At 65.1% G+C, this 10,304-nt stretch carries 5 protein-coding genes; 4 read left to right on the top strand and 1 reads right to left on the bottom strand.

Features of this window, described 5'->3' with window-relative positions; genetic code table 11:
• Positions 1-565: 565 nt before the first annotated feature.
• The 4 genes from MJ785_RS17440 (at position 566) to MJ785_RS17425 (ending at position 7,864) form a co-directional block, all read left to right on the top strand.
• The gene (locus MJ785_RS17440) at positions 566-2,221 is read left to right on the top strand and encodes a toll/interleukin-1 receptor domain-containing protein (protein ID WP_239374268.1); all 1,656 of its coding nucleotides are present in this window, start codon (positions 566-568) and stop codon (positions 2,219-2,221) included.
• A gap of 35 nt (positions 2,222-2,256) precedes the next feature.
• Entirely contained in the window at positions 2,257-3,009 is a 753-nt protein-coding gene (locus MJ785_RS17435; RefSeq protein WP_239381811.1) for a hypothetical protein, read from the top strand.
• Positions 3,006-6,257 (top strand): helicase HerA domain-containing protein, encoded by a 3,252-nt coding sequence (locus MJ785_RS17430; RefSeq protein WP_239381809.1) that lies wholly within the window; start codon positions 3,006-3,008, stop codon positions 6,255-6,257. Before MJ785_RS17435 ends, MJ785_RS17430 begins: the two co-directional genes overlap by 4 nt.
• 698 nt (positions 6,258-6,955) lie before the next feature.
• The gene (locus MJ785_RS17425; RefSeq protein ID WP_239381807.1) at positions 6,956-7,864 is read left to right on the top strand and encodes a hypothetical protein; all 909 of its coding nucleotides are present in this window, start codon (positions 6,956-6,958) and stop codon (positions 7,862-7,864) included.
• A 409-nt stretch (positions 7,865-8,273) separates the two neighbouring features.
• On the opposite strand, the gene MJ785_RS17420 is transcribed toward MJ785_RS17425, so the two are convergent.
• Positions 8,274-10,007 carry a heme peroxidase family protein gene (locus MJ785_RS17420; RefSeq protein WP_239374292.1) on the bottom strand — a complete coding sequence of 578 codons (1,734 nt, stop codon included), beginning with the start codon at positions 10,005-10,007 and terminating at the stop codon, positions 8,274-8,276.
• Positions 10,008-10,304 lie beyond the last annotated feature (297 nt).

Raw genomic sequence — 10,304 nt, 5'->3', positions numbered from 1 at the left:
TCGGTGGTGGGGTCACCGGTGCTTGCTCGGTCCGCCGGTCGGTCCGCTGGTCGGTTTGTTGCTCATGAGACGGAGCGTTTGTGAACAGTGAGGCTCTGTGAACAGTGAGGTGTGGAGCGCGGAGCCCACGTTCAAGCCTGCGCCGGCACGCGCACGGGGTGCCGGTACTGGCATGCCGCTAAGAGGCTCCGGCAATAGGGCGTTCGATCAGGGAGCGGGGCTGGGGTGCGTGCATCGCGAGGCGACGGAGGTGAGGCGCCCTGTGTGGGGCGTCGACCGACGAGCCGGGGTACCCGTGCATCGCGCGGCGATGGACGGGGAGCGATGACGCGAGGCGCCGACCGGGCGGCGCGAGCCGGACAGTCCTATTGCCCTCGCCTGCTCGCTGAGACCGGCCGCGGTGCCGCCACACGCGTCGTCGCGGCAACCCGACAGGGGCCTGGGCCGAACGGGGCCCGGTGGAAAGACGCAGCCAAGCACCGCATTTCCGTCATTTGACGGGATTGGACGCTCTCCCCACCCACCGGCGGCACCGTGCGGGCGAACGGATGGCACAATCACTGCCATGTCCGACAGGGGGGCGGCATCCCCGGTGCGCTGGGATTTCCTTCTCTCCTACGCGGCCGAGGATCGCCCATGGGCCGAATGGCTGGCCTGGCAGTTGGAGGCGGCGGGCTACCGCGTGCTTATCGAGGCCTGGGATCTCGTACCTGGCTCTAACAGATCAGCTCATGTACAGCGGGGTGCTCTGGAGGCGGAACGCACCATCGCCATCCTGTCCGCCGCTTACCTGAACTCCTGCTACGAGCAACCCGAGTGGCAGGCCGCGCTGGAGGCCGATCCAGCTGGATTCAAGCGAAAGCTGTTGCCGGTCCGCATCGAGGACTGCGAGCGCCCAGGAGTGCTTGGGCCGATAGCTGCTATCGACTTGTTCGGGCTGGCCGCCGATGTCGCACGCAAGAATTTTCTGCACAGCATCCGGGCTGCGATCAAGGGTCGAGACAAGCCCGCTGCAGAGCCGGTGTTCCCGTCGGCGCGCGCCATAACCGAACCGGCATTTCCGGAGCGGACCGGGGACAAACCGGCGCCAGGTGAGCCGAGCCGGCCGGCAAGCCTGCCGACGGATCCAGGAGACCTCGTGCGGCGGGTGGCCGCACAGCCCCTGGCACACCGGCCTTCCGGCGGCGTCTCAGCGACACAACGTCCGAGCCGTGACCGAGCAGATGAGCTGACCGGGTCCGACGTGCGGGAGACGGCGCTGAGACATCCCCGCGGACACGTCTCACGGAGGATCAACGACCCACGGCGGAAAGACGGGCCAACGGAGGCGGCCGGCTCCGGCGCGGCGGAACGGAGCAGGTCATCAGGAGAGATCGAGCCCGCGGCGCTGACCGCAGCGCCGACCGCTCAGATCCGAGCTGACGGCGGCGCTTGGTCCCGTGTGCCGGTAGACGGGGTCCGGTATCTCGCGGGCGTGTCGGGAGCCGCTGTCCGTGCGGCGCTCAGTCCGCTGCCCGACGGCGCGCCGGCTGTGGTGATCTACAGGCCTTCGGCCGAACGGTCCGTCGCGCTCCAGACCAGCCTGGTCGCTGAGCTGGACGCGGTGGCACGGCGGCTTTTTCCATCCTGGCTGCCCGGCGCCGAGTTGATCGATACCCCGGGCGGTGCGGGCGTCGCCGCGGTCCGGAGGCTGGCCGCCCGTATGGCCGCAGGCTCGACCATGTTCGCTCGTTATCTCGCGGACCTGGCTGAGCGCTCGTTGACCGACGAACTCACCAACGCCCGTTTCTCGCTGGAGACGCAGGCGGCCACGCTTACCCAGGTCATCGCCGGTAGTTTCGGACGGCGGCGGCTGATACTGCTGGTCGATCTGCCGCGATCCGATGATGTGCGGCGCGAGCGCGCGTTGCTGAACACCCTTGAGTGGTTTGCCTATCAGGGGCATGCCGGCGCCTGGCTGACTGGCGGCCCGCTGCTGGATACCGATCGGATTCCGGCCGTCGCGGTCCCCGTGCCGGTAGCGGCGCAGCCCCCCTGGCCCACGGCCGTTGCCAGCCGCCTCCCCAGCGAAACAGGCCGGACCCGCGGCACTGGCACTGGCGGCCCGCAGGGCGACAGCGCCCGAGTTCCAGCGGCTGAGCACCCGTGTTCGGTGGACTCGGCGTCCCTGGCCGATCCACCGCATCCACCGCATCCACCGCCTGACGGCCAGCTTCCGTAAGAATCGGCAGAGCATAAAGAAAGAGGCTCCAGGGCATGGCACATGACGATCTGACACCCAGTGAAACCGGCATCCTGCTGGTGCTGCTCGCGCACGGCCGAAGAATTTCCAACAAAGAGCTGGACGAGCGCTGGAAACTTTCTCTCACTGGTTCCGCGCGGCAGAAACTAAACAATCTCAAGTTAGTCGAGAGCAGTAAGGAAAAGGGGCACGGAAATGTTCTTTTCCATGAGTTGACTGACCGGGGATGGGCACGCGGCCGGCAGGAGCTGGCGCCTCGCCGGCCGATTTCCAGCTCAATCAAATTTGGCTACCTCGCAGCTTTCACGGAAGGCGTCGAGCGGTTTCTGATCCGCGAGCGCATGCCAGTTTCGGACTTCTTCCGGGCTGAAGCGCCATGGGTGGACGTGCTGCCCGCGGACAGTGCCGTTACCGCCACAACCGATAGTGGCGGTAACGGTGCGTCGGCCACAGCGACCGGCTCAGCCAGGCCGCCCGATGCCGCTCCGGGCGCGATGAGCGCTGCCGACATCGAGGCCGCCGTGCGGACGGCGTATGCCCAGCTCGCGAGCCGACCTGGTGATTGGGTACGGCTTGTCGGAGTTCGTCTCCTGCTTGGCGATGTCGAGCGGGAGACGGTCGACCGAATACTGCGCGGGATGGTCCGTCAGGCCGACGTGTGGATCGTCCCCGACGAGGACCAGAAGGCCCTGACAGCGGCGGACCGGGAAGCGGCCGTCCGGATCGGTGAGCACGACAGCCACCTGCTGTTGATTGGCACAGCATGATCAGTGAGCTGGAAGCCATCGCAGCCCTGCAGCTTGACTGGGTCTATGACCTCGAAGACGTGTGGCAGCCCTCGCCGGTCCACGTCGAGGGTGTGCACACCGACACCCGCCGCAGGATCTCCGACACCATCGCGGACCTGGCTCAGACGCCGACAGCCAGGCCGCTCGGTGTGGTGGTCCGTGGTCAGGCTGGTACCGGGAAGACCCATCTGGTTGGCCGGTTGAGAGAGCAGGTGCAGGGCGCTGGCGGCTATTTCTTTCTCATCGGAGCGCCGACCGGAAGCAGATTCTGGGAGAACGTCGTCACCTCGATGATCACGGATCTTTTTCGGCCTGTTGACGGCGACCAGACCCAACTGAGCAGATTCCTGCGCGGGTTGTGCGGGCTGCTGGGCGTCTCCGCGGAACTGACCGCGTCGGTGGTCGGCGACAGCGTTCTCACACCGGCCTGTCTCAAAGATTTCATCGTAGCTTTACACGTGTTCGACCGGCAGCTCGCCCGTGAATGTCAGCACACGCTACGAGCGCTCGTCCTGGTCAATTCTCGTGATCTGGACGACCAGACCGTCGGGGACGGCTTCCTGCTCTCGGTGGAGGAGCAGGAGCCAGGCGAACGGGCCCGGCGCGGCATGATACCCACCGCCAAGCAGCCGCCTGAGGTGGTGAAGGAGATCTCGCGGCTGCTGGCGCTCACCGGGCCGAGCGTATTCGCGGTCGATCAGGTAGACACCATCGTCGCGGAGACGACAGCGTCGGTGGACGGCAAGCCGGACGAGAATCGCTCTCTCCGCGAGCTCAACCTCCTCGCGGACGGGCTACTCGTCCTGCGCGAACGGACCGAGCGAGCGCTGTGCGTCCTGGCTTGCCTGCCGGTGACATGGATCATGTTCGAGCAATGGGCTGTGACATCTGTCCGGGACCGGTTCCGCGCCATCCCACCCCTTGGCCACATCGATGATCCGGCGCTGATAACCCAGCTCCTTGCTCGACGGTTCCACGATCACTTTCAGCGTATCGGTTTCGAGCCGCCGTACCCGACCTGGCCGGTGGCTCAGGCCGCACTCGACCAGGCGCCCAGCTACACACCACGCGAGCTGCTTCAGCGGATCGAACGGCATATCCAGTCGTGCCTGTTGATGGGTACGGTCAAAGAGCTGGAGTCGTTTGCTGGAGACGATCCGCTGCCAGTACGTTATCCTCTGCCGCCAGCGGTGTTCGCGGAGTTGGACACGGCTTTCGCCGGGTTGCGCTCGACTACGACGGCCATCACGCCCGGCAACGAGGACAGCCTTGTACCGGAACTACTGGCGGCCGGTCTCACTGCCTGGATCATCGAAAACGGTGGTGCGCCCGGAGGTTTCGCGCTTGAGCCGAAGCCAAGCGCAAGGCCTCCACTGCACGCGCGGCTCAGCCGCACCATCAACCGGGATACCGGCGAGCAGATGCAGTGGGCATTTCGAGCGGTTACCAGCACGCACGGCAACGCGGCCCTGCACCGTATCCAGAGCGCCTGCGTGATGGCCGGGCTCACCCAGAGCAGCGCACGCCGGCGGTTGTTCCTGCTGCGCAACGTCGAGTGGAGTCGCGGCGTCAAGACCCAGCAGGCCCTTGCGGCGTTCGAAGCGGCCGGCGGTGTCACACTCCCCATCAGCGACGAGGACGTGGCAACCTTCACCGCGCTGGGCAGGCTGCTCCAGCAGCCGCATCCAGCTCTGCGGGAATGGTTGAATGCGCGCCGTCCAGCCAGTACAACAGCCTTGCTGATCGCAGCCCTCGCCAACGCGGCACCGGATGGGAGCGACGCCCATGCGGAGCCCGGCCCGATCCGTCCGGCCGAGGATCCAGGCAACGGCGCCAACGCCAGCTCAGCAGGAGCCGGCTCCTGCGCTGTCGCTCACCGCCGTGTCAGCAGCTCGTCAGTGAGTGGTCCGCCGCTTGGTGACCAGAACAGCTACGAGAGCCATCCGTTCGAGGCGCCGGAAGAGCGGAGTGCGAATCCTGCCGACCAGGGTGCGGGCTCTCGGGCGATCACCGTCGGCCGGACAGTGGCCGCCGGCCGGCCGGCCCGTATTGATATCGAGGTGTTCCGGAAACACGTAGCGATCTTTGCCGGTTCGGGATCCGGGAAGACCGTGCTGATCCGCCGCCTGCTCGAGGAGTGCGCGCTGCGTGGCGTGTCATCGATCGTGTTGGATCCCAACAACGATCTGGCGCGGCTGGGGGATGCGTGGCCGCGCGTGCCGAGCGGCTGGCATGACGCGGATGATGCGCTGGCCGCCGAGTACCTCGGCAGCACTGACGTGGTGCTGTGGACGCCCCGTCGGGCCGGCGGCCGACCGCTGAGCCTCCAGCCGTTGCCCGACTTCGTGAGCATACGGGACGACCAGGACGAGTTTGACGCGGCGATCGATGCGGCCGTGGCCACGCTGGCGGTTCGGGCCGGTGTCGACGGCCGCACAAGCAGGGCGAACATCAGCCGAGCCGTGCTCAGGGACGCGCTGGAGCACTTCGCCCGCGGCAGCCGCACCAGCCTCAGCTCCTTCGCGGATCTGCTGGCCGACCTGCCAGATGGTGTGACCGCTCTCGACCCCCATGACAAGCACGCGAAGAGCCTGGCGCAGGACCTGAGAGCCGCGATGGTCAATGACCCGCTGTTTGGTGGCGACGGTCAGCCGGTGGACCCCGCCGTGCTGCTGACCCCGCCGGCCGGTAGGCGAGCCCGCATCTCGGTGATCAGCCTTGTTGGCCTGCCCAACGATGATCAGCGGCAGAGCTTCGTCAACCAACTACAGATGGCCCTGTTCGCGTGGGCCAAGAAGAATCCGGCCGTCGACCGGTCGCTCGGCGGTCTGTTCGTGATGGATGAGGCGCAGATATTTGCCCCGTCCGGCACGGTCACCGCCTGCACGGCGAGCACTCTCGCGCTGGCCTCGCAGGCCCGTAAGTACGGCCTTGGTCTGCTCTTCGCCACCCAGCACCCGAAAGGCCTGCACAACAGCATCCCGGGAAACGCCACCACGCAGTTCTTCGGCCGGCTCAGCAGCCCGGTGCAAATTGACACGGCCCGAGCGATTGCCCGCAACAAGGGCGGCGACGCACCGGACATCGGCCAGCTTGGCGTTGGTGAGTTCTACGCCACCAGCGAGTCCTTGACCTTCGAGAAGATCCGCACCCCGCTCTGCCTGAGTCACCACCCGGCATCTCCGTTGACAGATGAGGAGGTCGTCAGACGGGCAAGGGGAGATTGAGCCCTGGCGCATCCCGTCGGGCCTGGACGATTCCCCCGTGGGCCGGGCCCGGAGACCACGACCCGGCCGGCCACTCCCGAATGTCCCGATCATCCAGTGAGCCACCGAACCAGCTGACTTCAGCTGAAGTCAGCCGCGCGGATCCGACGATCTACCGGACCCGACCGGTTATCAATGGTTGATCGATTGTTGCGTTTCCAGTGGGTGTCCGCGGGCTTCTTGATTTTTTTGGATTCCGCCGCGGCCAGTATTCGTCGGCCTGCATGCGGTTGGGGGCGGAAATTCGGCACGTTGCGTACTCGGTCCCGCGCGTAATATCCGGAGGGTGATTATCCGCAATGACGAACTCGTGGCCTGGTGCCGCTCCAAGGCCTCATTCGCCGCGTTGTGGATTAATAATTCTGAAGTATTGTGAATAGACATCCAGGTGAACTGGACATATGCTTCCGTTCGATTGAGAGCGCCCGGCAAGAGGGGGGTTGATCAGGGAGCGGGGTTGGGGTGCGTGTATCGCGAGGCGCCGGAGGTGATGGGCGTCGACCGACGAGCCGGGGTGCCCGCGCACCGCGCGGCGATGGATGGGGAGTGATGCCGCGAGGTATGTGCCCCGACCCCCGCGATAACCCCGCGATGCCGCGTCCCCTCTTGCTGGTCGCTCTCTTAATCGTCATGTCCACGCGACCTTGGGAGGGTGTCGGATGGGCGGAGTTCTTGTAGCGGATGCCGATGGCAAGTTGCACGTCCGCACGGATACGGATGATACGGATATCGAACACACTCCTGGTGCCGCCGACGGTGACACCAGGAGTGTGTCGGTACGCCGGGACAGACAGCTGGTCCCATCGGTGAGCCGTTTCCGGGGCCTACGGGTGCCGGCTGATTCGGCAGCACCCGATGGCTGGGCAGAAGAGTTCAACCGCCTCCAGCGGAACCTTATCAGCCTGTGTCAGCGGACAGTTCGGTGGCAGCGAGAACGTGACGAAGCCATAGAGCTGTTGATGCGGGAGCGGTCGGAGTACCGCGATGTGGTGCGGCAGCGGCGAGAACGCCTGCGTAAACTGACCGACGCCGCGGGCCGGCACTGGGGCGACTATTTTTCAGGACTCAGTTCCGGAGATACTTTCGCCACCGATGATGTGGATGTCGATCCGCAGGCAACGCTGTGCTATCCGGCGACGTGGCTGCTGCCGGATGAGCCGCTTCCGGAGGCTGCGGAAGTCGTTGACAATCCGGCGGCACCCGATGAGTGGGCCGAAGAGATCAGCCGTTTCCAGCGGAACCTCCTGAATCTCGAGCGGCACGCGGACCGGCTGCGGCGGGAACGTAACGAAGCCAAGATTCTCTGGGCATGGGAGAAAGCGGCCCATATTGATGCCGAGTGGTGTCACGAAGAATATTTGACTGATCTGCTTGCCACCGTGCACCGGTACCGGGACGTGTGGCCTATGCAAAATTCCCGACCATATGATCTAGGCGATGACATCGTCGCGAGCCGGTGTGGGATGCCGGAACTGGCCGGTGCTCTTGATGTGCAGGGGCTTCCCGGACTGGGCGGGGACGTCTCGGGTGTGTCATCATCGGATGATGATCTTGATTTGCTCTTTTAGGGCGTGTTTCGACAGCCAGCTGTCTGGCTCGCCGTGGCCAGGGCCGCCTGGACGCGCCTCGCTGATCGAACGACGACTTCCGAAACACGTCGTAGGGCGTTACGGCAAGAGGGACGTGGATCAGGGAGCCTGGTTGGGGCGTGTGCCTCGCGAGGCGCCGCCCGGTCGGCGCAAGCTGGACAGTCCTATTGCCGAAGCCGCTAAAGATTGCCAGTCATTGCTGCTCGTGGGTGCCGGGCGCATGGGACGGTGTGGGGTGCCAGCAGCTGGCCTGGTGTGTTCCGCTCGGTCCTTCAGCCTGCCTTGGCCGCCTGGTCAGTGAATGTGAACGAGCGGCCTGAAGTTTCAGGTAGACGCCGGTGGCCGAGTTCTGGCACCCCATGGGGACGTACCGTGTGCCCAACCGGGCTCAGCCGAGCGGCGCCAGCAGTTCTTTCTTGCCTTCGAACGCGAAGAGCAGCAGGTCGACCATACGGAAAGTGTGGTTGTCCGGTCCGAGTGATGGCCGCCAGCTCGGATCGCGGACGATTGAGGCATTGCTGCCCTCCATCGCGCGATGGAATACCTCCGCCACGATCCGGCCACCTACGCCGGTGAGGCGGCCGCCGTTCAGTTCAGCTTCCCGCAGGATGTAGAACCACAGCGGGGTGTTTTTTGCGAACGAGTCCTTCTGGTCGGCCGTGAGCTGGTCGAGGGACGCGCCCTGGTTGCCGGCGATGATTTGAGCGGTGGTCAGGGGCGGGACCTCTAGATACTCGGCCAGTTGTTGGCCGCTGCCCAGTCTGACCATACCGGCGCGTGTCAGGTTACGGAACGCGAGGTTTAGTTGACGTCCAGCCGCGTGGACTGTGGCATCCCGGCCGCCGAAGGTGCCCAGAGGCAGCTGCTGCAGCGGGTTGACCAACAGGGTGTCGATACGTTTGGTGATGTTGAAGTCATCAGAGTCGACAGTGAGATCGTCACGCTTGGCTTCGCTGAAGTCGTATAGCCGGCGGAAGTCGGCAACCCAGTTGCTGGGCAATTTCAGGCCACCGATGTTCGGGTCGTTCAGATTATTCACCGAGCCCGCCGGCGCCAGGATTCCGCTGGTGCCGGAGAACGCAAAAAGGAGTAGCAGAGTGGCCGGTATACCCTGTTTCTTGTTGAAGATCGCGTTCCATTCATAAGCGTCGCGTACCATGCTGTGGCCAAGCCGGTAGGCCGCGACGGAGAATTCGATCGGCATGGTGGGAAGGTCGCCAGGCTGGATGTTTCTGCCACCATGCTGTGGGTACCAGCCGAGGTCGCCATAGGCTGCCGGTACCTCGAAGAACCGGCGTCCGTTTGTGAAGACATCGGTGACGATCGCAGGATCGACCACGCGTGGCAGGAAGTCGGTACGCAGCATCCACTGGTAGTGCCTGACGACAGTGTTCCGGGCGGCGGAGAAAAGCTGCACGCTCGGTGTGCTGCCGGCCAGCGTACGCACGACGCGATTGTGAAACCTGATGAACGCAAGGTGGGTCTGCGCGACCGCGAGGTTCTCATCATTACGTTGGTCAGGGATGTTCGCCAACCGTTGATCGGCCAGCGTTGGGCCCGTGCCGACCCGCGGCAGGTCGAAGCCGTCATGCGGGGCCCGGGCGAACGGGTTATCGGCTCCTGGGGCGCCCTGGCCCACCCCCGTCGTCGACCCGCTCTTGAGGCTGACTCCGTCGTCGGCGTAGAACCGCGGATCCTTCTGCGGGCCGCGACCGTAGAGCGAGTCGAGATCAAGCGACGGTGACCGGCCCTGGACCAGCTCATCAACGGTGACGTCCTGGCCGAGTCGGTCGCTGTTGTTGTCCCTGGTCAGATCGTGGTCGACGAACTGGCCGAGATAGGTGAACCCGGAGGGGATGCCCGAGCCAGGGCTTCCATGATCTTTCGTGCTGGACTCGGGGTCACCACCGGCCGGGTCGGTGGTCATCGCGGTCGCCACCGTTTCCGCGATCAGTCGCTGGGTGTCGTCAATCGGCGCCCCGACCGGTCCCAGCCGGGAGAATCGGAACTTGCGCACCTCGGCAATCGCCGATGGGCGAACAGTGATCGGCTCGTCGTTACTGTCGAGCGTCAAGATTCCTTCGCCGATGACGTAGTAGTCGTCTCGGTTATGGCGTTTCATGCGCAATCCCTTCGATATGGTGATCGGCGCGCCGGGAAATGTCGGGTTTCGGTTTCAGGAAATTGATTTCTTGGCTGACTGGGTTTATTGAGAACTTAGAGCGACCGGTAATAGGGGACGCGGTGTCGCGGGGCCAGGGCGCGCACCTCGCGTCATCGCTCCCTGTCCATCGCTGCACGGGTGCCCCGGCTCGTCGGTCGCCACCCAACACCTCCGGTGACTCCCTCCGCTGCCTCGCGATGCACGCACACCAGCTCCGCTCATTGATCCACACCCCTATTGTCGGGCGCTCTCCTA

This window comes from Protofrankia sp. CiT1 (assembly GCF_917627335.1).
In the GTDB taxonomy this organism is placed as follows: domain Bacteria; phylum Actinomycetota; class Actinomycetes; order Frankiales; family Frankiaceae; genus Protofrankia.
This window is presented reverse-complemented; position numbering and strand designations above follow the sequence as displayed.